The 26,518-nt window shown below is 63.8% G+C and carries 19 protein-coding genes; 11 read left to right on the top strand and 8 right to left on the bottom strand.

Annotation, left to right across the window (positions count from 1 at the left end; translation table 11 throughout):
* Positions 1-3 precede the first annotated feature (3 nt).
* From H3H55_RS26010 to H3H55_RS25980, 7 genes are all read left to right on the top strand, one after another.
* A complete protein-coding gene (locus tag H3H55_RS26010; RefSeq protein ID WP_193100796.1) occupies positions 4-1,008 on the top strand; it encodes a transglutaminase family protein in 1,005 nt (334 codons plus the stop codon).
* A 93-nt stretch (positions 1,009-1,101) separates the two neighbouring features.
* Complete coding sequence (locus H3H55_RS26005; RefSeq protein ID WP_193100795.1) at positions 1,102-4,515, top strand: DUF2126 domain-containing protein; 3,414 nt, start codon at positions 1,102-1,104, stop codon at positions 4,513-4,515.
* A 214-nt stretch (positions 4,516-4,729) separates the two neighbouring features.
* Positions 4,730-7,336, top strand: coding sequence for a circularly permuted type 2 ATP-grasp protein (locus H3H55_RS26000; RefSeq protein ID WP_193102151.1), 2,607 nt, complete (start codon positions 4,730-4,732; stop codon positions 7,334-7,336).
* Positions 7,330-8,391, top strand: coding sequence for a transglutaminase family protein (locus H3H55_RS25995; protein WP_193100794.1), 1,062 nt, complete (start codon positions 7,330-7,332; stop codon positions 8,389-8,391). The genes H3H55_RS26000 and H3H55_RS25995 overlap by 7 nt, the downstream gene beginning before the upstream one ends.
* 65 nt (positions 8,392-8,456) lie before the next feature.
* The gene (locus tag H3H55_RS25990) at positions 8,457-9,200 is read left to right on the top strand and encodes a hypothetical protein (protein ID WP_193100793.1); all 744 of its coding nucleotides are present in this window, start codon (positions 8,457-8,459) and stop codon (positions 9,198-9,200) included.
* A 235-nt stretch (positions 9,201-9,435) separates the two neighbouring features.
* Entirely contained in the window at positions 9,436-9,708 is a 273-nt protein-coding gene (locus H3H55_RS25985) for a hypothetical protein (protein ID WP_193100792.1), read from the top strand.
* A 74-nt stretch (positions 9,709-9,782) separates the two neighbouring features.
* On the top strand, positions 9,783-10,682 hold the full coding sequence (locus H3H55_RS25980) for a hypothetical protein (RefSeq protein WP_226800369.1): 900 nt from the start codon (positions 9,783-9,785) through the stop codon (positions 10,680-10,682).
* A 10-nt stretch (positions 10,683-10,692) separates the two neighbouring features.
* On the opposite strand, the gene pip is transcribed toward H3H55_RS25980, so the two are convergent.
* Complete coding sequence (gene pip, locus H3H55_RS25975; protein ID WP_193100791.1) at positions 10,693-11,625, bottom strand: prolyl aminopeptidase; 933 nt, start codon at positions 11,623-11,625, stop codon at positions 10,693-10,695.
* 195 nt (positions 11,626-11,820) lie between these two features.
* Here pip and H3H55_RS25970 point away from each other — a divergent pair, with 195 nt between their 5' ends.
* The 3 genes from H3H55_RS25970 (at position 11,821) to H3H55_RS25960 (ending at position 16,255) form a co-directional block, all read left to right on the top strand.
* A complete protein-coding gene (locus H3H55_RS25970; protein WP_193100790.1) occupies positions 11,821-12,747 on the top strand; it encodes a DUF4238 domain-containing protein in 927 nt (308 codons plus the stop codon).
* A gap of 108 nt (positions 12,748-12,855) precedes the next feature.
* The gene (locus H3H55_RS25965) at positions 12,856-14,706 is read left to right on the top strand and encodes a DUF262 domain-containing protein (RefSeq protein WP_193100789.1); all 1,851 of its coding nucleotides are present in this window, start codon (positions 12,856-12,858) and stop codon (positions 14,704-14,706) included.
* 397 nt (positions 14,707-15,103) lie between these two features.
* Positions 15,104-16,255 carry an acyltransferase family protein gene (locus tag H3H55_RS25960; protein ID WP_193100788.1) on the top strand — a complete coding sequence of 384 codons (1,152 nt, stop codon included), beginning with the start codon at positions 15,104-15,106 and terminating at the stop codon, positions 16,253-16,255.
* Between the two features lie 9 nt (positions 16,256-16,264).
* Here the strand turns inward: H3H55_RS25960 and H3H55_RS25955 are convergent, their stop codons facing one another.
* The 3 genes from H3H55_RS25955 to H3H55_RS25945 form a co-directional block, all read right to left on the bottom strand.
* Complete coding sequence (locus H3H55_RS25955) at positions 16,265-17,074, bottom strand: multidrug ABC transporter ATPase (protein ID WP_193100787.1); 810 nt, start codon at positions 17,072-17,074, stop codon at positions 16,265-16,267.
* A gap of 1,394 nt (positions 17,075-18,468) precedes the next feature.
* Positions 18,469-19,290, bottom strand: coding sequence for a hypothetical protein (locus H3H55_RS25950; protein WP_193100786.1), 822 nt, complete (start codon positions 19,288-19,290; stop codon positions 18,469-18,471).
* Positions 19,291-19,317: 27 nt separating this feature from the next.
* Positions 19,318-20,037: a hypothetical protein gene (locus H3H55_RS25945; protein WP_193100785.1), complete on the bottom strand. Its 720-nt coding sequence runs from the start codon at positions 20,035-20,037 to the stop codon at positions 19,318-19,320.
* Positions 20,038-21,035: 998 nt separating this feature from the next.
* Here H3H55_RS25945 and H3H55_RS25940 point away from each other — a divergent pair.
* The gene (locus H3H55_RS25940; protein WP_193100784.1) at positions 21,036-21,638 is read left to right on the top strand and encodes a hypothetical protein; all 603 of its coding nucleotides are present in this window, start codon (positions 21,036-21,038) and stop codon (positions 21,636-21,638) included.
* Positions 21,639-21,799: 161 nt separating this feature from the next.
* Here H3H55_RS25940 and H3H55_RS25935 read toward each other — a convergent pair whose 3' ends face one another.
* From H3H55_RS25935 to H3H55_RS25920, 4 genes are read right to left on the bottom strand one after another with little or no spacing between them, the layout of a single operon-like run.
* Positions 21,800-22,864 (bottom strand): 2-aminoethylphosphonate aminotransferase, encoded by a 1,065-nt coding sequence (locus H3H55_RS25935; RefSeq protein ID WP_193100783.1) that lies wholly within the window; start codon positions 22,862-22,864, stop codon positions 21,800-21,802.
* Complete coding sequence (gene aepY / locus H3H55_RS25930) at positions 22,864-24,045, bottom strand: phosphonopyruvate decarboxylase (protein WP_193100782.1); 1,182 nt, start codon at positions 24,043-24,045, stop codon at positions 22,864-22,866. Before aepY ends, H3H55_RS25935 begins: the two co-directional genes overlap by 1 nt.
* Positions 24,042-25,730 carry a phosphoenolpyruvate mutase gene (gene aepX, locus H3H55_RS25925; RefSeq protein ID WP_193100781.1) on the bottom strand — a complete coding sequence of 563 codons (1,689 nt, stop codon included), beginning with the start codon at positions 25,728-25,730 and terminating at the stop codon, positions 24,042-24,044. The genes aepY and aepX overlap by 4 nt, the downstream gene beginning before the upstream one ends.
* Complete coding sequence (locus H3H55_RS25920) at positions 25,727-26,494, bottom strand: NTP transferase domain-containing protein (protein ID WP_129517136.1); 768 nt, start codon at positions 26,492-26,494, stop codon at positions 25,727-25,729. The genes aepX and H3H55_RS25920 overlap by 4 nt, the downstream gene beginning before the upstream one ends.
* Between the last annotated feature and the right edge of the window lie 24 nt (positions 26,495-26,518).

The following is a 26,518-nucleotide window of genomic DNA, read 5'->3' as shown; positions in this document are numbered from 1 at the left end:
GCCATGCGACTCGCCATTCGACACATCTCGCGTTATCAGTTCGACGATCAAGCCACCCATGCGCTGCAACGGCTGCGGCTGCGCCCGCAGTCGGGCCCCGGGCAGACGGTGCGCGCGTGGCAGGTCACGATCGACGGCGTCGAGCCGACGCTGTCGTACGCCGACGGGCTCGGCAACCGGATCGACCTCGTGCGCCACGACCGCGGCGCGAAGGCCGAGATCGTCGTCATCGCGGCCGGCGTCGTCGAGACGCAGGACCGCGCGGGCATTCTCGGCAATCCGGAAGGTTATGCGCCGCCGTGGATCTTCGAGCGCGAGACCGCGCTGACGAAGGCGGGCGACACCGTGCGTGCGCTCGCGGAGGCGCTGCCGATCGAACCGCACGGCCTCGACGCATTGCACTGGCTGATGACGGAAGTGCACGGCCGCATCGCATACGCGCCGAACCTGGCCGCCGACGCGCCCGTCGATGCGGAAACCGCGCTGCAAAGCGGCGAGGGCACGAGCCGCGACCATGCGCATGCGTTCATCGCGGCCGCGCGCGTGCTGAAGATTCCCGCGCGCTATATCTCGGGTTACGTGCTCGCCGACAGCGCGATGCAGCGCATCGCCGACGCGAAGCAGAACGTGGCCGACGAAGAGGAGGAAGCGCTCGCGCTGCAGAGCGGCGAGGGCATGCAGCAGGTGCTCGGCGCGTCGCATGCGGGGCAGTCGCAATCGCAAGGGCAGTCGCAATCGCAGTCGCAGGGGCTGCCGCAGCAGGCGCTCGGCGCGCAGCCGCAAGCCGCCGCGCTGACGCAGCAGCCGGCCGGCCATGCGTGGGCCGAGGCCTATGTCGAAGGGCTCGGCTGGGTCGGGTTCGATCCGTTCATGAACCGCTGCCCGGACGAGCGCTACGTGCGTATCGCGGTCGGCCTCGACTATCGCGACGCGCAGCCGGTGACGGGGCTTGGCGCGACGGCCGTCGGCGTCGAGATCAGCGTCGTGCAGTCGCCGGAATTCGTCTGACCTGACGCGCGCTTTAGCCGAATCCGCCATGCCGGGCCGCCGCGTCGAGGGCGACGCGGCGTGTGCGGCCGGCCCAACCCGAACCGAGCTCCCATGTCCATCCACGTCGCGCTGCATCACACCACCCGCTACCGTTACGACCGGCTCGTCAATCTCGGCCCGCAGGTCGTGCGGCTGCGGCCCGCGCCGCACTGCCGGACGCCGATCGTCGCGTACTCGATGACGGTCGAGCCCGCGGAGCACTTCATCAACTGGCAGCAGGACCCGTTCTCGAACTATCTCGCGCGGCTCGTGTTTCCGGAGCGCACGGAATCCTTCGAGATCACGATCGATCTCGTCGCCGAAATGTCGGTGTACAACCCGTTCGACTTCTTCCTGGAAGCCAGCGCGGAGCAATACCCGTTCAGCTATGACGACGCGCTGAAGACCGAGCTCGCGCCGTATCTCGCCTGCGATCCGAAGACGAGCGCGTCGCCGCTGTTCCGCGCGTATCTCGACGGCGTCGACCTCACGCCGGCCGGCACCGTGAACTTCATCGTCGCGCTGAACCAGCAGCTGCAGCGCGACATCGGCTATCTCGTGCGGCTGGAGCCCGGCGTGCAGACGCCCGAACAGACGCTCGAACTCGCGTCCGGCTCGTGCCGCGACAGCGCGTGGCTGCTCGTGCAGCTGTGCCGGCATCTCGGCATCGCCGCGCGTTTCGTGTCGGGCTACCTGATCCAGCTCACGCCCGACGTGAAGTCGCTCGACGGCCCGAGCGGCACGTCGGTCGACTTCACCGACCTGCACGCATGGTGCGAGGTCTATCTGCCGGGCGCCGGATGGATCGGCTTCGATCCGACCTCGGGCCTGCTCGCCGGCGAAGGGCATATCCCGCTCGCGTGCACGCCGCAGCCGACCAGCGCCGCGCCGGTCGAAGGGCTGATCGACGAATGCGAGGTGTCGTTCGAGCACGAGATGGCGGTGACGCGCGTGTACGAATCGCCGCGCGTGACGAAGCCGTATACGGAGTCGCAATGGGACGCGGTGCGCACGCTCGGCACGCAGGTCGACGGCGCGCTGGCGGCCGGCGACGTGCGGCTCACGCAGGGCGGCGAGCCGACCTTCGTGTCGATCGACGATCGCGATGGCGCCGAGTGGAACACCGATGCGCTTGGCCCGACCAAGCGCGGCTACGCGACCGAACTCGTGCAGCGGCTGCGCGCCGAATACGGCGATGGCGGCTTCCTGCATTTCGGGCAGGGCAAGTGGTATCCGGGCGAGCAATTGCCGCGCTGGGCGCTGTCAATCTTCTGGCGCGCGGATGGCCAGCCCGTGTGGCACGACCCGTCGCTGTTCGCCGACGAGCGCGAGCCGTCCGCCTGTACGACCGATGACGCGAAGCGCTTCATCAACGCGCTGGCCGCGCGGCTGAACCTGACCGGCGACTTCATCCTGCCCGGCTACGAGGACGTCTGGTACTACCTGTGGCGCGAACGCCGGCTGCCGGTCAACGTCGACCCGTTCGACTCGCGCCTCGACGACGAGCTCGAACGCGCGCGGTTGCGTAAGGTGTTCGAGCAGCAGCTCGACAGCGTGGTCGGCTACGTGTTGCCGGTTCAGCGTACGGAAGACGCGCCGGGCCTCGACGGGCCGCGCTGGCAGACGGGCCCGTGGTTCTTCCGCGACGAGCGGATGTACCTCGTGCCCGGCGATTCGCCAATGGGCTATCGGCTGCCGCTCGATTCGCTGCCATGGGCCGCGCGTGCCGACCATCCGCACCTGGTCGAGCGCGATCCGTTCGCGCCGCGCGCCGCGCTGCCGGAAGCCGCCGCCATCCGCGCGCGTTATGCGGGGCCGGCCGACGCGCCGCGCTACCTGTCCGGCGTGCATCGAGAAGCGTCCGCGCAGACCGTGATGCAGTGGCGCAACGGTGGCACGGCCGCGGACGGGCGGCCCGTCGCGCACGATCCGCAGCGCCGGCCCGAGCGCTTCGAATCGGCCGCGTGGATCACGCGCACCGCGCTGTGCGTCGAAGTGCGCAACGGCATCCTGTACCTGTTCATGCCGCCGCTCGCCGCGCTCGAGGATTATCTCGAACTGCTCGGCGCGATCGAGCTGACCGCGCACGCGCTCGGCGTGAAGCTCGTGCTCGAAGGCTACCCGCCGCCGCGCGATGCGCGGCTGAAGATGCTGCAGGTGACGCCCGATCCCGGCGTGATCGAGGTGAACATCCATCCGGCCGCGAGCTTCGACGAACTCGTCGACCACACCGAATTCCTGTACGACGCCGCATGGCAGTCGCGGATGTGCAGCGAGAAGTTCATGGTCGACGGCCGCCACGTCGGCACGGGCGGCGGCAACCACTTCGTGCTCGGCGGCGCGACGCCGGCCGACAGCCCGTTCCTGCGCCGCCCGGACCTGCTCGCGAGCCTGGTTGCGTACTGGCACAACCATCCGTCGCTGTCGTACCTGTTCTCCGGGCTTTTCATCGGGCCGACGAGCCAGGCGCCGCGCGTCGACGAGGCACGCAACGACCAGCTCTACGAACTCGACATCGCGTTCGCGGAGATCCAGCGCAACAAGCTGCTGTACGGGCAGGACATGCCACCGTGGCTCGTCGACCGCGTGCTGCGCAACCTGCTGATCGACGTGACGGGCAATACGCATCGCAGCGAGTTCTGCATCGACAAGCTGTATTCGCCCGATTCGTCGACCGGCCGGCTCGGCCTGCTCGAACTGCGCGCGTTCGAGATGCCGCCGCATGCGCGGATGAGCGTCGTGCAGCAACTGCTGCTGCGCGCGCTGGTCGCCCGTTTCTGGGCAGCGCCGTACACGACGCCGCTGACGCGCTGGGGCACCGCGCTGCACGACCGCTTCATGCTGCCGGCGTTTCTTCAGATGGATTTCGACGACGTGCTGGCCGAACTGCGCGACGCCGGTTTCGCGTTCGATCCGGCCTGGTTCGCGCCGCATTTCGAATTCCGCTTCCCGCTGTTCGGCGAGATCGCGGTGAACGGGATGCAGCTGTCGCTGCGCGGCGCGCTGGAGCCGTGGCACGTGATGGGCGAGGAGGGCGCGCCCGGCGGCACGGTGCGCTACGTCGATTCGTCGGTCGAACGGCTCGAAGTGCGCGTGACGGGGCTGAACGACAACCGGCACGTCGTGACCGTCAACGGCCGTGCGCTGCCGCTGCAGCCGACCGGCACCGTCGGCGAATACGTCGCGGGCGTGCGCTACAAGGCGTGGGCGCCGCCCTCCGCGCTGCATCCGACCATCGGCGTGCATGCGCCGCTCACGTTCGACATCGTCGATACGTGGCTGCAGCGCTCGCTCGGCGGCTGCCGTTATCACGTCGCGCATCCGGGCGGGCGCAACTACGCAACGTTCCCCGTCAATGCGTACGAGGCCGAGAGCCGCCGGCTCGCGCGCTTCGTCGAGATGGGGCACACGCCGGGGCGGATGGACGTCTCTGCCGCCGCGCCGAGCCGCGAATTCCCGTTCACGCTCGACCTGCGGCGGCCCTGACCGGCCGATGACAGGCATCACGACGATGCACGGCTCGCGTTCTCTCGGCGCACCGGTCGATGGCGGCCCCGCCGGAGTGCTAGGATGCGGGCAGATTGCGGCCGCGCGCAGCGGCCCGCCGCCTGTGCGGCGGTGCCCGTGCGCGGCCGCACCCTGAAGACGAAACGATACTGTGTCGCCCATTCAAACCGATCATCTCGCCGCCCTCGACGCGATGCCCACGCTTTTCGATACCGGCGCGCAGCCGGACGCCGCGGAACTGGCCGCCGCGCTCGCGGCGCCGGCCGCCGCCGGCCGTTACGACGAACTGCGCGGCAGCGCGGCCGGCCTGAACGCGCCTGCGCTCGCGCCTGCATGGCGCAGCTTTTTCACGTCGATCGGCAGCGACGGCGTGGCCGACCTCGATCGCCGCGCCGACGCGCTGCAGCGGCGCATGCGCGAGAACGGCCTGTTCTATCAGTTGCACGAGCAGCGCGCCGGCGCCGGCGCGGTCGGCCCGTGGTCGCTCGACCTGCTGCCGCTGATCGTCACGCCCGAGGACTGGGTCGCGATCGAGCGCGGCGTGCTGCAGCGCGTGCGGCTGCTCAACGCGACGATGGCCGACCTGTACGGGCCGCAGACGATCCTGCAGCGCGGGCTGCTGCCGCCCGCGCTCGTCACCGGGCATCCCGGCTACCTGCGCGCGATGCGCGGCGCGCGCGTACCGGGCGACACGTGGCTGCACGTCGTCGCGTTCGATCTCGCGCGCGGCCCGGACGGGCAGTGGCGGATCGTCGCGCAGCACACGCAGGGCGCGGCCGGGCTCGGTTATCTGCTGGAAAACCGGCTGATCGTGTCGCGGCTGTTTCCGCGCGGGTTTCGCGGGCTGCGCGTGCAGCGGCTCGCGTCCGCGTACCGCGCGCTGCTGCAGAGCATGCAGGCGCTCAGCCCGACCGCGAAGAATTCGCGGATCGTGCTGCTGACGCCCGGGCCGCACAGCGCGACCTATTTCGAGCATGCGTATCTCGCGCGTTACCTCGGCCTCACGCTCGTCGAGGGCGGCGACCTGACCGCGCGCGACAACCGCGTCTTCCTTAAAACGCTGCGCGGGCTCGAACCCGTGCACGGCATCCTGCGGCGCGTCGACGACGCGTGGCTCGATCCGCTCGAACTGCGGCCCGATTCGATGCTCGGCGTGCCGGGGCTGCTGCAGGCCGTGCGCGCGGGCAACGTGCTGCTCGCGAACGCGCCGGGCTCGGGCTTTCTCGAATCGCCGGCGATGCTCGGTTTCATGCCGCGTCTCGCGGAGGGGCTGCTGGGCGAAACGCTGACGCTGCCGGCCGTGCATTCATGGTGGTGCGGCGAGGCGGCCGCCTGTGACGATGCGTTGCCGCAGCTCGCGCGCGGCATCGTGAAGGCGTCGTATCCGCCCGACGTGCAGGCCGGCGGCCCGTTCGACCCGGTGATCGGCGCGCGGCTTACGCAGGCGCAGCTCGCCGACTGGCGCGCGCGGATCCTGGCACAGCCCGAACACTACACGGTGCAGGCCGATCTGCCGCTGTCGCAGGCGCCGACCTGGCCGCGTCACGACGCGCCCGACGGCAACGACAGCGCGCGCATCGTGCCGAAGCCGGTGCTGCTGCGCGTCTTCGCGCTCGCCGACGGCGCGCAGCGCTGGCGGCTGCTGCCAGGCGGGCTGTCGCGGGTCGGTACGCGCGACACGCTGTTCAACGCGCCGATGCCGCGCGGCGGCAGCACCGTCGATACATGGGTGATGACCGAAGGCATCGTCGATTCGACGACGTTGCTGCAGACGCACCTCGGCCCCGACGATCTCGTCGAGCGGCCGCGCGCGATCGCGAGCCGCGCCGCCGAGAACCTGTTCTGGCTCGGCCGCTACACCGAGCGCGCGACCAACCTGATGCGCCTCGCGCGCGCCGCGCTCGAGCGGCTGCGCGGCGAAGACGACGTCGACAGTCCCGCGCATCTGGAGCTGATCGACACGCTGTGCCGCGACACCGGCCTGATCGCGGCCGACGCGCCGAACGCCGTCGATGCGCCGCGAGCGTTCCAGCACACGCTCGCGACGTCGCTGACGCGCGGCGCGGATCGCACGTCGGGCATCGCATCGTGCCTGTTCGGGATGCGCGGCGCCGCCGCCGCTATCCGCGAGCGGCTGTCGAGCGATCAATGGCGGCTGATCGACGACGCGACGCAATTGTTCGCGGACAGCGCCGGCCTGCCGGAAGCCGAGGAGCAGATCGGCAACGACGCGCTGCAGTTGCTGGAGCGTCTCGGCCTGCTGCTCGGCGCGATCACGGGCGCGCAGACGGACAACATGACGCGCGACGACGGCTGGCGATTGCTGTCGATCGGCCGCCAGATCGAACGGCTGGACTTCCTGTGTGCCGTGTTGAAGTTCGCGTTCGACGAGGGCGCCGTGCACCGACAGGACGGCTTCGAGCTCGTGCTGGAGCTGTTCGACAGCACGATCACGTTCCGCTCGCGTTTCCAGCGCGGCTTCGATGTCGCGCCGCTGCTGTCGCTCGTCGTGCTCGATACCGACAACCCGCGCTCGCTCGGCTGGGTCGTGCAGGCGCTGCGCGGCCGCTTGACGAAGGTCGAGCGCAGTGAAGGTTATGCGTTGTCGGAGCTGGCCGAGACGATTCCGGACGTGCCCGCGTGGTCGCTGCATGAACTGTGCGAAACCGCCGACGGCGGCCGGCACGACAAGCTGCTCGATGCGCTCGACGCGACGGTGAGGGCGGTCTGGGAGCTGTCGAACCGGATCGGCGAACGCTATTTCAGCCACGTGCGCGAGGCGGGCAGGACGCTATGGTGACGACGAAAGGCGCGGCGAAAACGCCGTCCGGTTCCGGCCATGCACGGCAGGCCGCGGCACCGGCTGTACCACCCGCATCGGCCGCGCCGGCCGCCGTTGCGCCCGGCCGCTTGCTGCGCGTCACGCACGATACCGAATACCGTTACGCGGCACGCGTCGAATCGGCCCAGCACCAGGCCCGCCTGCAACCGCTCGCGACGCCGCGGCAGCAGGTGCTGTCGTTCGCGCTCGACATCGAGCCCGCGCCGGAATCCGTCTGCACGGAGATCGACGCATTCGGCAACGCACGCGCGTCGTTCGCGCTGAACCAGCCGCACGACGCGTTGCTCGTGCGCAGCCGCAGCACGGTGCGCGTGACGCCGCCCGTGTGGTCGCTCGGTGCGCGCGGCGCGCCACCGCCCGCGATCGCGCGTCCCGATGCAAAGCAGGCGACCGAATGGGAAGCCGTGCGCGACCGCTTGCGGTTTCGCGCGGGGCAGCCTTACGACGCGGCGAGCGAATTCGTGTTCGCGTCGCCGCATGTCGCGTGCGATCCCGAACTCGCCGCGTACGCGGCCGCGAGCTTCACGCCGCACCGGGCGCTCGTGCAGGCCGCATGGGACCTGATGCGGCGCGTGCACGCCGACTTTGCGTATACGCCGAACAGTACCGACATCACGACGTCGGCACTCGACGCGCTGCGGCTGCGCAAGGGTGTCTGCCAGGATTTCGCGCACGTGATGATCGGCGCATTGCGCTCGCTCGGGCTGGCCGCGCGTTACGTGAGCGGCTATCTGCTCACGCAGCCGCCGCCCGGGCAGCCGCGGCTGATCGGCGCCGACGCGTCGCATGCGTGGGTCGAGGTGTATGACCCGGCGTGGCCCGAGGACGGCGGCTGGCTGCAGCTCGACCCGACCAACGACCGCGCGCCCGGCGACGACTACGTGATGCTGTCGATCGGCCGCGACTACGCGGACGTGACGCCGCTGCGCGGCGTGATCCGCGGCGGCGGCGCGGATCAGGAGCTGAAGGTCGGCGTGACGGTCGAGCCGCTGGAGGCGGAAAGGGGAATGTAATATCCCGCTGCGCGATTTCGCATTTTGGTATCATGCCCTATTAATAAAAATAGGGCCAAAATAAAATGCGCGCTGTTTCCGGGGTATTGGGCTTCGTTAGCCTGCTGTTCATCGTTTTGGCAGTGATCGGTTTGATCTGGCCGTCGCTATTCAAAGACAAGAAGACGGGCACAGTGCCGAGGCGCGCGCTTTTATTCTTCGGCGGCATATTGGCGTCGATGCTGACGATGATCGTGGCCGCTATCGTTCTCCCGGAACAGGGCGACGTGACCAAGACTGCCGACCACCACGCAAGTGAAGTCGCTTCGCTTGTCGCTGCTGTGTCGTCGGCGTCAAGCCAGACTACCGCGGCCGCGCCGCGCGTCTCTCTTGATCTGACGCCGCAACAGTTTCGCCGTGAATACAATCGTCGGGCTTCCAGGTCGAGCGACAACGACGCGCTCGCAGAACTCGAGATCGTTCACGATGCTGTCTACGATGGTTTTCAGCAGACGATCGGTCGCAACGTCGAGCTGGCCGGTATTGTCAACAAGGCCGATGGAACGCTTCGCGAACTCGCTATCCACATCGGCGTCAACGAACCGGGGGTGATGCTGAAGTCCGTCGCCACTCTTGCCACGATCGCGGCAGTCGTCAATCCGACTGCTACTGAAACCCACGACGATACCGAGATCATCGTGGGCATGATCCAGCTCGCCATGCAGAGTCGCAAGGAATCCAAATTGATAGAACGTAGCGTCGGAAAACTGCATTACTCCGCGATTGCGAGCGATACCGCCGGCTTGTTGTTCTCGATCAGTCCGCGTTGAGCAAATGCCGCTTCGGCGGATTCGGGCTAGCGTCCATCAAACGTTGACGGCGAGTGACGGATGGGTTTCGCTGCCGTCATCATGGTTTTAAGTCTTCGTTAATACTGCACGCCTAGCATGGTGATGCCGGCGCGCGGATCGGACCCCGATCCGGCGCCGGCGGCACGCGCAGGTGCGTCGACGTCACGGCGCCGCGCCGTCGCGCGTCGCTATTCCCTTGCAACGACGACAGACCATGATCAAGCACTTCGACTACACGCTCGGCAGCGAGACGATTGCGCTCTGCGCGAGCTTCGGCGCGGGGCCGGCGTTGCGCCGTGTGCTCGTGAGCCGCGCGGATTCGATGGAGACGCTGGTGGTGCTCGACGCGCGCGGCCTGTCGGGTCTCTTGAAGGTCGCAACCGAAGAACCGGAAGGGCTGCTCGACGACGCGATCCGCAAGGTCGGCGACGAGCAGCTCGTCGAGCGGGCGATCAGCGACAGGACGATCGTCGAAACCGCACTGTGACGGCATAAGCGCGGCGCGGCGGCGCGGATCAGGGAGTATGCTGCCGGTCCGACCGGCTCATTCACGCATGCCCGATGCCCGCAACTGGCGCTGCCATTCCCGTTTCCCGCCGCTATACGACGATTCGCGTGATCGCGTATCACGGCATCCTGCAAAACGTCACGGCCTTGCTGGCGTTCGTCCCGTTCATGCTGTTCCTGCACGAACGGTCGCTGGCCGCATTCTCGTCATGGTCGGGGCAGATGTGGGCGCTGCAGGGTGTTTCGTTCGCGGCGGCGATCGCAGGTCTCGTCGGTCACATTGCGCTGGCATTTCGTCGCCGATGGGGACGGACGCTGGATGTGGCGACCTGGGTGGTGTTGAGCGCCGCGTCGCTCACGCTGTCGTCGTGGATCACGGTGCTCATCGGGCTGCCGCTGGGTGTCGCCGGCCTCGCGCTGATGTACAACCGGCTGAGCAACGACTATCTGAACCTGCCGCACGCCGCGATCGAACCGACGGTACGGCGCTTCGCATCCGTCGGCCTGCTGGCCGGTTCGTCCGCGCTGCATTACTGGGCGATCTCGTTCGCGACGATGCGTACCGGCACGTTCGGCTACCTGCTGCCGAATGGCCGGCCGATGGACCTGCTGATCGCCGCTGCGATCGCGCTGGTCGTCGGCACCGCTGTCGCGCCACGCGGGCAACGTATGTGGTGCTGCGGGATGTCGCTGATGACGTCCGCCGTCGCGATGCTGGCGATGCTGTTGAGCTACGTGTCGGTCGCGACGGCGCTGGTGCGTTACCTGCCGCACGAATACCGGCGCATCGCCATTCCGTGGCAACCGATCACGGTTTACGCGATCGTCACGTTCTGCATTGCGCTGGTGCTGATACGCGCAACGAAGCCGCCGAAGCAGAGCGACTGGGAGCAGTGGTCGAATCCCGACGCTTCCACCGGGGCGGGCGCCGCGCGCCGGGAAACGACCTCCTGAAGCTGCGTGGCTAGTCTGCGAACCGGTCCGTTGCCGCGATCAGCGCTTCCAGGATCCCCGGTTCGTTATACGCGTGCCCGGCGCCGGGCACGATCTCGAACGTCGCTTCCGGCCACGCCTTCGACAGATCCCACGCAGTGCGGGCTGGCGTCGCGATGTCGTAGCGGCCTTGCACGATCACGCCGGGAATGCCGGCGAGGCGATGCGCGTCGCGCAGCAACTGGCCTTCCTCGACGAAACCGTGGTTGACGAAGTAGTGGTTTTCGATTCGAGCGAACGCGAGCGCATAGTGGCCGTCCGCGAAGTGCGCGGCGAGTTCGGGATCGGGCAGCAGCGTGATCGTGCGGCCTTCCCAGATGCTCCACGCGCGCGCGGCTTCGAGCTTCGCGGCTTCGTCGTCGCCCGTCAGCCGGCGATGGTAGGCGGCCATCAGGTCGCCGCGTTCGGCTTCCGGAATCGGCGCGACGAAGGCTTCCCAGAGGTCGGGGAACAGCCACGACGCGCCTTCCTGGTAGTACCACAGCAATTCCGCGCGGCGCATCGTGAAGATGCCGCGCACGATCAGCGCGCTGACGCGTTCCGGGTGCGTTTCCGCGTACGCGATCGACAGCGCGCTGCCCCACGAGCCGCCGAATACGAGCCATTGCTCGGCGCCGACCATCTCGCGCAGGCGTTCGATATCGGCGACCAGATGCCACGTCGTGTTGTTCTCGAGGCTCGCGTGCGGCATCGAGCGCCCGCAGCCGCGCTGGTCGAACAGCAGGATGTCGTAGCGCTCCGGGTCGAACAGGCGGCGATGATCGGGGCTGCAGCCCGCGCCGGGGCCGCCGTGCAGGAACACGGCGGGCTTGCCGGCCGGGTTGCCGCAGCGCTCCCAATAGATGCGATGGCCGTCGCCGGTGTCGAGGTGGCCGTGGGCGTAGGGTTCGATCGGTGGGTACATGGGCATGAGCGGAAAGGATTTGCAACATTATGCCAAGGCTATTGAGCTACGCGTCATTCCGGCAACCCCGCGGCTCCAGGCTCGACAATCGGGTATGTACAAGCCACTGGTATCGGCTGGCTTGAGTATACGCCGCGACACCTATAGGCGAGATTGGAGATCGTCGCAGTAGCCATTGATCAATGACAGCCCTGAATGGACTGGCTTGCCTTATTCTGGTGGTTTTTACACGCCGAATCGGGTTTACACGAGGATTACATGGCCGGAAAAAAACAAAATCTACCAGCAAAGCACCACATTGTGCCGGAGTTCTTCATCAAGCGATTTTCCTCGCGGGCGGACGCGTTTGTGTACGTCTACGATAGCGAGTTCGGAAAGCTTTCTAACGAGCCCAAAGCTGCGAGCGCCATTTGTTACATACGACATCTGTACACCCTCGATGTCGCTCAAAGTCAGCTGGTTGTGCTTGAGACGATGTTTTCGTTCTTCGAGACGCAATGGGCCGAAATTTTTCGAATGCTTGAAACTGATACCGATGCAGATGCTATCGACGCGGCATTGTCCGAGGTGCCTGAGATTGAGAAAATATTGCGGTTGTTCATCGCATGTCAGTTCTGGCGCCACCCGGAACGACGAGAGCTGGCGATCGAGTATGCTGAAAAATTGCCGGACTTGTTCGAGGGGATGGCCGATGACGATCTTGTTTCCGTGCTGGATCTGCACACGATCGAAGAGATCGCTGAGGCACGAGACATGGAAGATGCTGCGCGAATCATTCAGTATTTCCTCTTACCGCTTCTCACCTATCAGACGCCCTTTGCACCGGGAGAAAGGTTTCATATAACGAAAATACCGGATGGATACGGCCACGATCTGATTTGTTCGGATGGCCCCCTGATCGGTGACACAATCGAGCAAGTATTCAATGGTGAGGGCACAAAGATATTTCCGTTTTCCAAGGATCGGATGCTTTTACTGGGGAGAGACGGCTGTTCCGTAACACCGCAAGAAGTGGAGGTGTCTCAGGCACAGTTGTTCGCGTCGGCACCCAAGTATGTATTTGCCTCGTCGATTGCAGCTTTGTCCAGACACCTCGGCGATCGGGGGCATCCGTCCAACTGACGGCATCCATGAAGTGGATACCGTGCATAAAACAAGACTCAATTTTTTCGGTGCGCTGCCGATAACCTGACCTACATCTATCACAACGTCGTTCTCGGGGGGCCGGACATGAATACTTTTGACAGCACGAAACGCCTCTTGTCCGATCTCTTGTCGGATATTGTCAAAGGCAAGATTCAGCTTCCAGACTTCCAGCGGGGCTGGGTCTGGGATGATCAACACGTGCGGAGTCTTCTGGTGAGCGTCGCCAGATCTTTTCCAGTTGGTGCGGTTATGCTGCTGGAGACAGGAGGGGAAGTCAGGTTTCAGGTGCGACCAGTCGAAGGTGTGCCATCGACAGGGCTGCCGGAGCCGGAAATATTGATTCTTGATGGTCAACAGCGGTTGACCACGCTGACTCAGGTTCTTGCCCTCAAGTCCCCGGTAGCAACGCGAAATGAAAAGAACAAGCGAATAGACCGGCATTATTACTGGCATATTCCGACGGCATTGGAAGGGGACACGCGTCTAGACGAAGCAATTCTTGCAGTGGAGCCGGATCGACTGCTCAAAACGGATTTCGGTCGCAAGATTGAACTGGATCTAAGTACGCCGGAAAACGAATACATGAACCTGTATTTTCCATGCGACCAGACCTTGCAGTGGGCAGACTGGCTTCAAGGCTTGAACAGATACAATCCAGGCGCGCTGGCGCAGTTCTTGGAGTTCCAGCAGTCAGTTCTGGCGAAGTTCAGCGGCTATCAGGTTCCCGTGATCCAACTTGGACGAACGACGACTAAGGAGGCAGTGTGTCTTGTATTCGAGAAGGTCAATACGGGCGGTGTGCCGTTGAATGTGTTCGAGTTGGTTACTGCGACTTACGCAGCAGACGGTTTCAATTTGCGCGATGACTGGCATGGAAGTGCGCCTAGAAAGGTGATCGGCCGCTATGCGCGCTTGTGCAGGGAGGCGGTACTGTCGCAGGTTGAATCGACGGATTTCCTGCAGGCGATCTCGATGCTGCACACGCTGGAGGCACGGCGTGCGGATTTTACGGAGGGCAAGACGGGGAAGTCGGTACAACCTGTCAGTGCGAAGCGTGCATCGATTCTTTCGATGCCGCTAAGTGCCTACCTGAAATGGGCGGATGCAGTCGAAACGGGATTCGTGCTGGCAGCGAAGTTTCTGCGAAAGGAATGCATCAATCATCCGCGCGATCTACCTTATCGTTCACAACTCGCTCCGTTGGCTGCAGTCATGTCGCACCTGCGAACGCGATGGCTCGAACCCAGGATCTATGACAAGCTGGCCAATTGGTTCTGGTGCGGTGTCTTGGGCGAACTCTATGGCGGAGCTATCGAGACACGCATTGCCAACGATGTCGAAGATTTGTTGGCATGGATCGAGAGTGATGACGCAGTCCCAAGGACCGTGGCAGATGCCGTGTTCAATCCGGATCGCCTGGATCGGATGTCGTCGCGTCTCTCGGCAGCATATAAAGGCTTGAACGTCTTGGTATTGCGCGAAGGGGCTAAAGACTTCTTCTGGAAGGCCAGTGTTCAGGAACTTGAGGACGAAGACTTGGCCCTTGATATTCATCACATCTTTCCGCAAGATTGGTGCGAAGTGCATGGCATAAAGCGATCTGTGTATAACACAATCGTCAACAAGACCCCGATTTCCTATAAAGCCAATCGAATGATCGGTGGACACGCGCCGTCTACGTATTTGTCAAAGCTTCAAGGCCATAAGCAGGTTCAGTTGGACGATGCGGCGATGAATACAATTCTGGAATCGCACCTGATCGATGCGGTTGCTCTCCGTGCCGACGATTTTTCGGCATTTTATCTTGCGAGAAAGGTTGCGTTGCTTAGGTTGATTGAGAAGACCATAGGAAAACATATTGCAGTGGACCTTCAAATGCCCATCGATGCAGACGGACTCGACGAAGACAGCGAAAGCGAAGTGTTTGTCGCTTGAGAGCAAGACGACGCGGGTGTTTCGGCTACGCCACACTCCTTGAGGCGTACATGTTGTGGCTTGGGCTTCATCGGGGCGACTCCGGTGGAGCCTTTTTGGTATTGAATCGTGGCAAACGTGCTCTGGTTGTACCGAATAGACGAATTGGTTGCACCGGTCGCGGTAACCGGGGCGTCGAATCGGTAGGCCGCGTTCATTCGCGTGAATTGGTATATGTGGTCGGCGGCAACTTGGGTGGTGTATTGACCCTTACCAATGGGCGTCTAGCCCGCCCCGGATTTTTGAAGCAATTTCATTCCGATATTTTTCATACAAAATCCCGGCGGCATGTCGGTGCGCCGGATCGGGGGCGCCGGCCTATCTCCTGCTTCTTTACCGTGCCAACGGGAATCAGTCGATGAACCATCGCGTCACGCAGTTGACCGGGTTGCGCGCCGTCGCGGTGTTGATGGTCGTCGTCGGCCATGCCGAGCACGTGCTGCCCGGCGGCTACACGGGCTGGTACGCGCCGTTGCGCCTGATCGCCGACGGCAAGCTCGGCGTGCTGATCTTTTTCGTCCTCAGCGGTTTCCTGATCACCAACGTGCTGCGCGCCGAGTTCTCGCGCACCGGCGGTATCGCGCTGACGTCGTTCTACGTGCGCCGCGCGCTGCGGATCTGGCCGGCCTGCTACGTCTATCTCGCGGCCGTCGCGATTGTGGCTTTCGCCGGCTGGTTCGACGTCGATCGCCGGCAGTGGCTGTATGCCGCGCTGCACCTGTGGAATTACTCGGCGTGGTTCGGGCTGACCGCCGACAACCTGGTGCATCGCGACGGCGCGTGGTATCTCGGCCATTTCTGGTCGCTCGCGCTCGAGGAGCAGTTCTACTGGTTCTGGCCGCTGCTGTTCGTGTACGGCATCCGCCGCGACGGCACGCGCTGGCTGGCCGCGCTGATCCTGATCGTGCCGCTGGTGCGCGCCGTCACGTATTTCATTGCACCGGCGCTGCGCGGGCAGCTCGGGATGATGCTGCACACCGGCGTCGATCCGATCCTGATCGGTTGTTATGCGTCGCTCAACCGCGAACGGCTCGAAGCGTGGATCCGCTCGTGGCGCGGCGAGACGCACATCGTGACGGCGATCATCGTTGTCGTGCTTCTCGGGATGCCGCTCGCCGAACATCGGCTCGGCGGCTTCTGGAATGCGACGTACGGCGTGACGCTCGAAGCCGCGCTGATCGCGATCGTGATCGTCGTGCTGAATTTCCGCAACGAGTTCTGGTGCGCGCGCTGGCTGCGCGCCGGGCCGGTCGTGTTCATCGGCACGATCTCGTTCAGTCTCTATCTGTGGCAGCAGCCGTTCGCGAACCCGGACCTGCCGGTCGCGCACGCGTTTCCGCTTGGGATCGTGTGGGCGCTGATTGCCGCGACGGCGAGTTATTTCCTCGTCGAAAAACCGTTCCTGCGGCTGAAGAATCGCTATACGGCGCGCGAGGCGCGACGCGTGCGTGATGACGTGTTGCGCAGGCCGGCGCCGAGCGAGGCGATCGGGCCAAAGGTGGCGGAGTAGGTCGCTGCGTTATTTCATCGCCGATGGCGGATACCAGAAGCTCCGGAACATATCGATTCCGTACGTCTTTCCGTCATAGCGGACTACCGTGCGTGCGGTGCGCGTGCCCGTGTCCGAGTAGTCGCCGTCCTTGCGTTGCGACTTCGTGATGTGCGCAGTGATCGACAGGTCCGCGAAACCATGACTCGCGGTTTTCTCGACGGCGATCGTCATGCGCGCCGATTCGCTGCGTGCGTCGCCGGTGGCAGGGCCACAGGCCGTGCCTTCGCTACTGACCCAGCCGTAGAGGTTAGTGCCGAATACCGGGCGGATGCGCTTGCCTTCGCGTACCCACAACGTCAATTCTTCGCTGGCAGCGGCATCCGGGCAACTCGGCCCCCGCGCGCTGCTCGTGAACACGACGCCGAACGCACGAACGTCCGGCGACAACCGGTAAGGTGCCGTATCGATGCGATAGCTGTTCTCGCCGACTTCCGTTATCGCATCTTCTTGGACCACCGACCGCTCGGCCGCAACGACCTTGCCGCCCTCGACGAGCGCGACGACCTGCAGCTTATCGCTATCGTCCGGGTTCTTGCTTTTCGGAAGCGAATCGAACGCGACGGCCGCGATCGTCGTGTCCGGCGCGTTCGGCATGACCTTGCACGCCGACGCGACGACGAGCCGGTCCGCGTCGCGCGTGGCGATGCGGGCGCTCGCGATACCGGCCCAGCGGGCGATGGCCGTGACGGTATCGTCGCCGCAAGGCTGGCTGTCGGCGGCGTGAACGGCGGGTGCGGCGGCAAGCGCCAGCAAAGGAACGAAGCGACGGATTTTCATGGTCTCGATGGGAAAAGGGATTCTTTGCAGATTTCCTGGGAACGCGTGGTAGAGCGTTGGTGTTCGGCTGCGGATTCAACCCGTCGATGCAACACACGTGACGCTGCGCGAGCAGTGGACGTGTTGCAAATGAAACAAAGACGGCAGATTTACTACCCGGACTGCCAGAATGCGTTGATGTGGGAGCGGTGGCGCTAAGCGGCCTTGCCATCAGGTCAGGAGCGGTAGCCTAAGGCGATTGACTCTCTGGCGAAGCCACACTGAGTCCGCCAACGCTGTCGCGAACTACGTACACATGGTACGGGTCAGGTAAATCGGGAAGTAAGATGGGATTGTCGTTCCAGTAATCGTCTTTCGAAAATGTCGGAGACGAGAAGTCAAAGTGAAAATTTCTGGAAATATCAAATCTTGCTTCTCCAAGGCTCGGGGTTATGGATATGCCCCATACGTCCAAGCGCGCCCCGTCTCGTTGAGACGTATCATGCTTGCTCCAGAACTCGGGGATCCTTGTTCGAGAGTAATCCTCGGCAATCGCGACAGCGCGGGGCATGGCGGCCCATATGCCGGACAACATCTTATCGACCTGGCCAACGCACGCCAGGCATCCGCGACAATGCCGGCATCTTACCCAGAGCAGCCTGACGCCGATTTGATATTCAGACCTGAAAGAGCCGTCACGGTCGGCATAGGTACCTAGTGGCTTGTCTTCGGTTAGCGATGGGTACATATGCCGGTCGAGCGCGTTGAGTTTTTAAGGTCATACTACCAGCGAAGACAACCGCGCTCGCTGTTGAGTGATGCTCTTTGACAATTCCGAAGGGCAGTTCAGAGGCGGGTGCTGCCCATCGCTGATGGGCTCCCCACGGCCAGTGTGAGACGCTTGGCCGGGCGACAAAACTGACACACGGGCGTCGGCTTCTGATTCGAATGCAGCTGTTCACAGCTTCTTCAGCCATTCGGCTGGGAAGGGGGGGGTACATAGCCGACCGCGTCAGACCTAGTTTGTGCGTCCTGCCTAGCTCTATGAAGCGCTGATCCCTAATCCGAAGCCGCCGGGGCTCGCCGAAAGCGCCGCGACATTGGTCGGCAACTCCACCCGCAGGTACGAGAATGATGTCTGTGGCAATAGCCGCACACCATATCCATCGCAACACGCCCTATCGACACGCGAGAGTTGAGGTACGTCTGCATCTGCTCGCGCGTTGCAATCTTGTCGTATTTGCGCCGTCCGTCGCGTTTCAAGCCGGCTACCAAGTGGCTCTGCAAGCCTTCCTCCTGCGTGCTCATGGATACGTGTTCACGTTCGTTGACCATGGACAGGTAGCCTCTGTGAATCAGACGGACAATGGAAGAGTGTCCTTTATAGACCGCTACGAAATACCGAAGTTTGGACCTCAGTAAGTTCGGACTGGTGCCTTGTTCTCATTGAACTTGGTCACAGTGACATTATTCATGCTAAGAGGGATGACGTGCTCGACGGAAAGGGGCGAAGGAACGCTGGCCGCGCTTGATTCAACGAGCGCCTTCACGGCTGCATCATCAGGAACGCTGGTAGCGAGGATGCTGTTCATTAAACCCTCTGGATCGGCGACTTCACGCTTTAGTTTCTGCCACTCTTCCCTGAGGATCACCTTGGCGTAGAGCTGGGCGAATCGCAACTCCTGCTCGATGCCAGAGTAAAGGTGTTGGTTCGCATATTCGTGAGCAGCGGCGCGAATCGCGACATCTCCCAATAGGCTGCGAATCTTTGTGAGGGCAATCACCAAGCCGTTATGCGCCAGTTCGTCGTGATTTAAGCGCAGCACCATGCGCGTCAGGAGCTGGTAGTGCTGGCTGTCTCGATCTGCGATGGAAGCAGAAAAACGGGTCACATCGTCGCTGTATTCATCTAGATCACCCTGGTGCTCAGGCGGGAACCGGGTCCAGTTATCGTTGAGTCTGGAAAACAGGCGTTTCCAGGCTTCCGTCAGCTCTGCACTCAGCGCCACGTATTGCGACACGTCCACCCGAAGGTCGTCTATCCAATTCTGGCGTTTGTCGGCGATGAACGTGGCCGCAGACCGGGCGTTTGCGACCCTCTGCACGCTTAGCGTCGCGGCGCCGTGCTCAGTGAGCTGCTTGCGATTTTTAGTGGCGATGTAAAGGCTGGCAAGCACGCCGATTATGGCGGTCGTTGAGGTGCCGAAGATTTGCCATGCGGTAGCGTGCCAGCTCATTATGGTCTCGAGCTCCAAAATAGAAACTCAGGCGGGTGGGGGAATTTTGGCAATCATTTTATCCGGATACGCGACTTCCTGTTTAACGCGCTCCCATTCCGTTTTAAGAATCTCATTGGTCAATTTATCCGTTTGGGCCACCAAATCTTCCGCGCGCTGTATTAGCACATTGTCCGGCTCCCTGTCGGCTCCCTTGGCTACGTCTGTAAAGAGCTTTCGGAAGGCATCCAGGTTAGCGCGTAGTTGCAAATGTGCAGGTTCCGCGGGGTTGAGACGAAACCGCAAACGATGGTGGCGCTCTTGGTGTGAGCGGTCAAGCGCGCCATTGTTTTTCGAAAACTCGTGCCGATACAGTGTTGCTGCCGCTAGGCGTTGGTCCTCAGCAATGCTGCAATCCCTCATAATCTCCTCCGTGTGAGTTCGGAGGCCGAGCCAACGCCAGACATATTCCTGAGATTCAGCAAGATGAGCGGCCATATCCGAACGAAGCTCATCAATCCATTTCTGGCGCTTGTCAGCAATAAATGTCGAGGCCGTGCGTGCGCTGGATGCCCGCGTAACGTCAAGCGTCTCCTTGGCGTGGTCGAGCGTCTTGCGCGTGTTGCGCAGGCTGACAAGAGCCGCGATGACTGCGGCTAGCATCGCTACTGACGCGGCAATCAGTGCGGTAAGACCGGTGATCAGAATTCCGACGATGTTTGGCACATCTTTTAAAGTTGCCCAGGCGGCAGCGAGGTATTGGGTCATCGTTTACGTCGTGTAATGCCCGAGCGGGGCGACGCGCAAATATAACTCACTCGCGAGGCTGCTCAAGGCCGAGAGGGTCGTCGGTGTTGATCGAAGGCCGTAATACCACACTGAGCGGCCGCTCGAAGCCATCCGTGCCGTATGACCGAGGAGGGTCGGGAAGCGCCGATCGTGGCTGACGGGTACCGGCCAGAAGCAGTCAATCGACTTCATCGCCAAAACCGTTGACAATGAACGGTCAATTTTGATCTACGCTACGGCTCCTGTTCCTGTTCACCACATTACCCATGCTACTTTCAATCAATTCCATCAATAGGTTGCGTAGTCTAGGGTTGGAGTTGCCCGGGGAACCGTTCTTCTCGCCCGATCACCGTGCATACCCTTCGGGTTATCTGGTTAGGAAGCCCACCAGTGTCCAGGGAAACTCGATTCCGAGTCTCCGTGATAACTTTAAAAATGGGTATGCCAGCGACGACATCGACGCTCCCGTTCCAGTGGTCTGGCATGCTTCTGATCGTTGGTGGGTGTCAGTTCGGGACTGTGTGCCCGGCCCAGGACCTGGCGACTTTGTGAAGGAGTTCGTGGACGAGGATGCTGCGATTGATTTTATCGTTCAATATTTCTTCTACGATACTCCAGAATTCTCTGCGCGACTCGCTTACGAGAATCGACGGAAACCGATATAGAACCGGATTCAACGCGCGTTCTGTCCGGCAGCTGTGTTGTCGATGATCCCGTCAACACAGCGAAATTGACTGGCGAAGTCTGGCAACTCCGCGCCTTCCATGATGTCATCTGCCGAAGCCACATGAATGTCCTCTGGTTGGCGAAGCAAGGGTCCCCTCCGAGTTGGCTAAAGTTGACCGCGTGGGGCGGCAGCAGACTACGAAGAGGCCGTCGACTGGGGTAGCAAGATCGTTGACAATATCGGCCATGTCATCACCTCCATTATTCAATGGGTTGAGCGCCGGACTGTCGTTTTGCCGACCGATCTTCGCATGCGAAAAATTCTCAATATCCTTTCCGCCCGACACCGAAGCGGTCACGCGGCCTTAACCGTCGAGACTAGCGCTCTGGATGCGGCGATCCGGTCTGTCGCAATGCTTGTCGATGACCGCGTAGCATTTGAGTCGCAAGCCGCCGATGTCGCTGAAAAATTGGGAGCCGGCGCAATTGACATGCTGGTATCCCGGCTCCATGCGCCTGCCCAACCCACTCCAGAAAGGTTCGAGTCTGACAAGCGAGGCTTAGGAGCGTGGCTGGCCGCCTGGCAATTCGCCATTTTCGAGGTTCTTTACCATTTTCGTGGTTCGGCTCTCGACGCTCTTCGCGAGACCGCGTGGGGAGAATATGACTGGACGCAAGGTAACGCACTGGAGATATTGGTTCGCCTGGCAGCCAAAGGCATTGGTCGAGAACTCACGATGGCGGATTTCCACCATAACTTCGAACACGTTTCCGATGAGGCAAAGCGATATGCCGTGGGCCCACTATTGCATCGCGCTAAGTTCGACCCGGAAGTCGCCGCAATTGTGAGCGAATTGGACGGCGTCCGGGAGTGGCGCGAAGTTGTCCACGAACTGGAAGGCGGTAAACGTTAAGGCGTGTGCGGTGCCATACGGACGGTCCTGAATGGCCGCAGGGAGTGCCGCTTGAGACGGAAACGGCTGACCGCTGTGGGTCGACAAGCGACACCCACCCAAATCCGCGAAGAACAAAAAAGGCCCTTACGGGCCTTAGGTCGACGAGAAAGGGCAACCGTTTACCGCGTCAGCGCCGTAAACCCCTCCAGCAACCGATCGACATCAGCCGCTTGAATCGCGCCCATCGTCGAAATCCGGAACAGTTCCTTCGACAACCCGCCTTGCCCCGCGTAGATCACGAAGCCACGCGCCTTCAACCCGTCGTGCAGCGTCTCGTACGTGACCCCCTGCGGCAGCCGGTACGCGCGCAGCACGACCGACGACGCACCTTCCGGCAGCACGAGCGGCATCCCGCGCGCGGCAAGCCCGGCTTGCGCCTGATCCGCGAGCGCCTTGTAATGCGCATGGCGCGCGCGCCAGCCGCCGGTTTCGTCGAATTCACGCAGCGCCTCGACGAGCGCGTAGTACGCGTGCACCGACGGCGTGAACGGTGTATTCCGCTGATCCTGCAGCTTCGCGAGACGGCCGAGGTCGAGGTAGTACGTGCGGCTTGCGGCTTTCGCGAGCGCGCTGCGGCGCACGATCACGAACGCCGCGCCCGGCACGCCGTGCAGGCATTTGTTCGCGGTCGCGGCAACGGCATCGATGTCGCCGCCGGCGAAATCGAGCGCTTCCGCGCCGAAGCTGCTGACGCCATCGACCAGCATTTTCACGCCGCGCGAACGACACACCTCGGCAATCGCGCCGAGATCGTTCAGCCGGCCCGTCGTCGTTTCGTGATGAATCACGGCGACATGCGAGTACCCGCCCGCGTCGAGGCGCGCGGCGATCTGCGCAAGATCCGGCGCCTGCATCCACTCATGCTTCAGCACATCATGCGCGATGCCGTATTGCGCCGCGATCTGCGTGATCCGCTCACCATACACGCCGTTCTCGATCACCAGCAGCTTGCCGTCCTGCGGCACGAGCGCCGCGATCATGCTCTCGACGGCGGCGGTGCCCGAGCCCGTCATCAGCACGGCGGCCCATTCGGCCGGATCGAGTTCGTACGCGGCGACGAGGCGCGCACGCGCTTCATCCTGCAGGTCGAAGAATTCGCTTTCGCGATGGCACAGATCGGGTTGCAGCAGGCTGCGGCGCACGCGTTCGGTCAGCGTTACCGGGCCGGGGTTCAGCAGCAGCATCAAAGGGCTCCTTCAGCGTGGGCTTCGGTCTGCGCGGCGCCGATGTGCCGCATCAGACGGGTCTTGACCTCGACCGGCGTGACGGTCGGGCGGGGCAGGCCGTCGGGCACGCCGGTGCGGATCGCCAGGCGCACGAACTGGGCACCGTCGTGAGACCCGGCCAGCGCTGTATCGAGCACGTCGAGCGTGTCGCCTTCGATCGCCGACGCGTAGCCGCATGCGGCCGCGACGCCCGCGAACGACACGTGCCGCGACACCGTTGCCTGGCCGCCCGTCGATTCGTGCGCGCCGTTGTCGAGCAGCACGTGCGTGAGGTTGGCCGGGCCGTAGGTGCCGAGCGTGGCGAACACACCCATCCGCATCAGCGCGGCGCCGTCGCCGTCGACCGCGACCACGCGCAGGTCGGGGCGCGCGAGCGCGAGGCCGAGCGCGAGCGGCGTCACGCAGCCCATCGAGCCGACCATGTACAACTGGTTCGGGCGATCGTCGATCGCGTAGAGTTCGCGGCCGCAGAAGCCGGTCGACGCGAGCACCACGGTCGAATCGACCGGCGTGTGCGCGATCACGCGCTGCAGCGCGTCCTGGCGGGTCGGCCACGCATCGGCCGACGCGGCGCGCGACGACGATTGCGCGGCGACATGCGCGCGCGGCTGCGCCGCCGGGTTCACCTTCAGTTCATACGGCGCGACGCTGCCTTTCTGCATCACGAGCGCGTACGGGCGGCCCGTCGCGTCCATGTGTGCGATCGCGCGGTCGAGTGCCGGGCCGACCTGTTCGGGGTCGGTCGGGAACGTCTCCCACGGGATCTCCATCGTGTCGAGCATCGCGGGCGTGATCGGACCCATCAGCGCGTGCTGCGGCTCGTCGGCGACGCCCGGCTGGCCGCGCCACGTGACGATCAGCAGTTGCGGCAGGCGGAACGTCCAGGTCAGCGACGTCAGCGGGCTCACCGCGTTGCCGAGCCCCGAGTTCTGCATCATCGCGATCCCGCGCTTGCCGCCGAGCGTCGCGCCGGCGATCAGCGCGACCGCGTCGCCTTCGTTCGCGGCCGACAGGTAGTGCAGCGTCGGGTCCTGCAGCACATAGTTGATGAACGGCGTCAGGTACGAGCAGGGCACGCCCGCGTACCAGTCGAAGCCGCGTTCGCGCGCGGCCTCGACGAACTGGGCCGCTTCGATCATTGCGCGCCCCCGTTGCCGGCACCCGGTTCGGACAGCGGCGTCTGGCCGTGCGCGAAGTCGCCCGCGCGGCGGAAGTCTTCCAGATCGTTGACGCCGCGCCAGTGGCCGTGCACGTATTGCACCTCGATCTTCTCGCCGGCGGCGATCAGTTCGTTGAGCAGCGACGGGATGTCGAGCGTGTCGAAATCGTCGCGCGCCTGCAGCGTCGCGAGCATCGCCTTCAGGCGATCGACACCCGCGCCGCGCACGTTCAGGAGGCCGATCCACCGGCCGTGCGGCGTGCCTGCGGCGACGTCGCTCGATACGCGTTGCAGATAGGTCTTCTGGCCGAACAGGCCGCGATCGTCCGCCGCCGAGCACAGCGCGAAATCGCGCACGCTCTGGTTGGTCGGTTCGGTCAACGACGAATCGACCACCACGCTGAACTCGGCCTCGCTCTCCGCGAGATCGCGCACGATGTAGCTGCGGAACAGCAGGTCGCCGTACGAGATCACGGTGTCGCCGGTCAGGCGTTCGGCCGCACATGCGAGCGACGCGAGTTCGCCCGTCTGCGCATGGCGTTCGTTGACCACGAGCTTGATGCCCGACGTATCGATCGCGTCGGCGCGATAGCCGCCGACCACGGTGATGTCGTTCACGCCGTGCGTCTTGAAGCCGTCGACGAGCCAGCGCAGCAGGGGCTTGCCGGCGACCGGCAGCATGACCTTGGGCTTGTCCTCGGTCACGGCTTCGAGGCCCTTGCCGCGGCTCGCGGCGAGCACGATCGCGGCGTTCGACGCGCGCGACGACGACGACAGGTAGATGCGCTCGGCGGCCGAGTACTCGTCGGCGTCCTGCAGGCGGAAGATCTCGTTGACCGATGCCACGCGGTCCTCGACGTTGATCAGCGTTTCGCTCTCGTGGATCTCGCGCGCGGTCGCCTGCATCGCGGATGCCGACGCGCGGATCAGGTGGTTCGCCCAGATCACGGTGCTGATGCCGGCCTGGCGGAACACGTCGGTCGGCGTGCTGTAGTACTTGGTCGGCACGATCACGAGCGGCGCCTTGCCGCTCCATTCGCGTGCGAACTGCAGGATCTCGTCCGGGCGCGACAGCTTGCTGTGGATCAGGATCGCGTCGGCGCCGGCTTCCGCATACGCGTTCGCGCGGCGCAGTGCCTCATCCATCCCCCAGCCGGCGATCAGCGCTTCGACACGCGCGACGATCGAGAAGTCGGGATCGGTCTGCGAATCCTTGCCGGCCTTGATCTTGCCGCAGAACTCGTCGATTTCCGCGAGCGGCTGGCGCTCGCCGCCGATGAAGCTGTTGGTCTTCGGGAACTGCTTGTCCTCGATGCAGACGCCGGCAATGCCGCGCTGTTCGAGCTTCTTCACGAGGCGGCGCACGTTGTTGAAGTTGCCGTAGCCGGTGTCGCCGTCGAGCAGGATCGGCAGGTCGCTCGCGTCGGCCATGAATTCGAGCACGTCGACGACCTGCGTCCAGCTGGCCTCGTTGTTGTCGCGCACGCCGAACTGCGCGGAGATCGCCAGGCCCGACGCCCAGATCCCCTTGAAGCCGGCTTCGCGGACGATTCGCGCGGACAGGCCGTTGTGCGCTTCCATCAGGAATTCGAGGTCGCTGCTGACGAGCATGCGGCGCAGGCGTGCGCTGCGCGATTCGGTGAAATTGGGTTCGCGTGCGTTCATCGTGCGGCTCCAGCGGTAGTGCGTTGAATCAGGGGGAGGATTTCTTGCGTGGCGCGTGCGACGTCGTTCGGGAAGTCGATCTCGATCCACGGCGAGCCCGTCACGTCGGCGATGTCGAACGAATGACCGCCTTCGAGCAGCAGGTCGCGCACGGCTTCCTCGTGCGGCATGTTCGCGCGGCCGCTGTCGACGTAGCCCGCGACGATCGTCGCGAGGCGGCGCGCGGTGCCTTCGGTGAAGCGGAAGAAGCCGACCGATTCGCCGATCGTGTCGTAGTCGAGGTCGACCGCGAGCTGCTTGCGCAGCTCGACCGGCACGCCATTCTTCACGCACAGCTTGACGGGCTCGTCGCCGGCCTCGAAGTCGCGGTCGATCAGCAGGCGGTCGACCGCCTTGTCGGGATCGGCCATCAGCGCATGCAGGATGTTTTCGTCGTACAGCACGTCCGCGTCCATCAGCAGCACGTCGCCGCCGCGCGTCATCGCATCGGCGACGGTATGCACGGTCAGCACGCTGCCGAGGTCGTAGCGCTCGTTCAGCACGATTTCGGCCTGGCGGCCGAGGCGCTTCAATTCCTGCTCGACCTTCTCGGACTGGAAGCCGAGCCCGAGCACGATCTCGTCGACGCCCGCGGCATCGAGCACGCGCAAATGGCGCTCGAGCAGCGAAACGTCGTCAAAGCGCAGCAGGCACTTCGGGAACTGCGCTTCGGGCGGTTGTTGCAGGCGCAAGCCGAGGCCTGCCGCAAGAATGATGGCTCGCATGGGTTCTCCAACCAAAAAGCCGGC

Source organism: Burkholderia sp. Z1, assembly GCF_014893795.1.
In the GTDB taxonomy this organism is placed as follows: Bacteria; Pseudomonadota; Gammaproteobacteria; order Burkholderiales; family Burkholderiaceae; genus Burkholderia; species Burkholderia theae.
This window is presented reverse-complemented; position numbering and strand designations above follow the sequence as displayed.